At 40.7% G+C, this 1,576-nt stretch carries 2 protein-coding genes; both read left to right on the top strand.

Annotated elements, in window-relative coordinates:
* Nucleotides 1-258 precede the first annotated feature (258 nt).
* Entirely contained in the window at nt 259-1,431 is a 1,173-nt protein-coding gene (locus K5R89_RS27030) for a diguanylate phosphodiesterase (protein WP_064175109.1), read from the top strand.
* A 69-nt stretch (nt 1,432-1,500) separates the two neighbouring features.
* Nucleotides 1,501-1,576, top strand: a 76-nt coding sequence (locus K5R89_RS27025; RefSeq protein WP_305773748.1) for an IS1 family transposase, incomplete at its 3' end; no start/stop codon positions are given.

Here is a 1,576-nt window from a genome sequence, read left to right as displayed (position 1 = left end):
GGAACGGTCTGCGTTGTCGGGAAGATGCGTGATCTGATCCTTCAACTCAGCAAAAGTTCGATTTATTCAACAAAGCCTCAAGAAATTATTGACTTATCATATAAAACAAACAGTTAGTGCTGATGGCTTGCCACCAAATTCTTCATCAAAGCTGCAGACATTTTATCATTCATAGTGGGCTAAATTTTTTGATAATTTTGTCGGATTTTAGATCATAAGTCTGCTAATCTCTGTACAAACACCATAGCGAGAACTGAGATGCTTACAACTATCATTTACCGTAGTCACGCCCATAGTAGCATTTCAAGAACCTCAGTCATGGAAATGATTGAGCTCGCAAATGCCCATAATATCGAGAGTGATGTCACTGGAATATTGATTTTTAATGGGATTCACTTTCTACAACTGCTGGAAGGCCCTGAGGCTCAGGTTAACGAAATTTACGCCAAGATCTGTAGTGATACTCGTCACTTTAATATTGTTAAACTCTTAAATGACGTTGCACCTTTCCGACGATTTGGTAATGCCGGGATGGAACTGATTGATATAGATTTACACAGTCATGAAGACTGCCTAAGAACCATTCTGAACCGTGGAACAGCAAAATATCAACTTCTTTATAATGACAGAGCATTGCGTTTTTTTAGAACATTCATAGATTCCATACAACAAGAAAAATACTATGAATTGCCACCCGCTACTGAATGGAAGTTTTCCAGGGAGCCTTTAATCTCTGAAAACCCTTATTTTTCTAGCTCTTTCATTATAAATCCAGTGGTAGATCCTCTCGCGAGGAAGGTCCATTCGTTCCAGTTCTGTAATCCCGTGACGAATGGTTTGTATGGAATGGGCTTGTTACAGCATGATCTGGAATCAAAACGTGTTGCTCTTCTTGAAGCTGGTAGTTTCCTTCACTCAGGACAAAGGGTTTCAATTAGTCTATTACCATTGACTATAATTAAGATTATTGATGCCCCTTGCACGCTACTTAAGTATATTGAGCAAAGCGGTCTTCTCCCTGAACAAATTATCATCGAATTTCTAGAAAAAGATCTGTTCGCCAATATTGATGATTTTTTACATGCACTACGAATACTTAAAAGTGCTGGTATAAGCGTTGCTATTAATGACTTTGGGTCTGGACATGCAGGATTACTCCTTCTGACAAAATTCCAGCCTGAAAAGATCAAAATTCATAGTGAGCTCATAAGAAATATTCACTGGGATGGCGCGAAACAAGCCGTAGTTCAAAGCATAATCAATTGCTGTGATACTCTTGAGATAAGAATATGCGCTACAGGAATCGAAAAAGCTGAAGAATGGATGTGGCTGGAGTCCGCAGGAATAGCTTACTTCCAGGGCCCCCTTTTCTCTGGCTACTCAGATGACGACTTACCATTTGTAAGCTGGCCGGATCCTGTGGAGATTTAGTAACAGCAGAAAGCGGTAATGGTGCCAACTTACTGATTTAGTGTACGATGGTGTTTATGAGGTGCTCCCGTGGCTTCCATCTCCATCAGTTGTCCCTCCTGCTCAGCTACTGAAGGCGTGGTGCGTAACGGTAAAAGTACTGCCG

This window comes from Klebsiella sp. TF21-TM (genome assembly GCF_019753495.1).
Classification (GTDB): domain Bacteria; phylum Pseudomonadota; class Gammaproteobacteria; order Enterobacterales; family Enterobacteriaceae; genus Klebsiella; species Klebsiella quasipneumoniae.
Note: the sequence above shows the minus strand (reverse complement) of the source record. Positions and strands in the feature narration are given on the sequence as shown.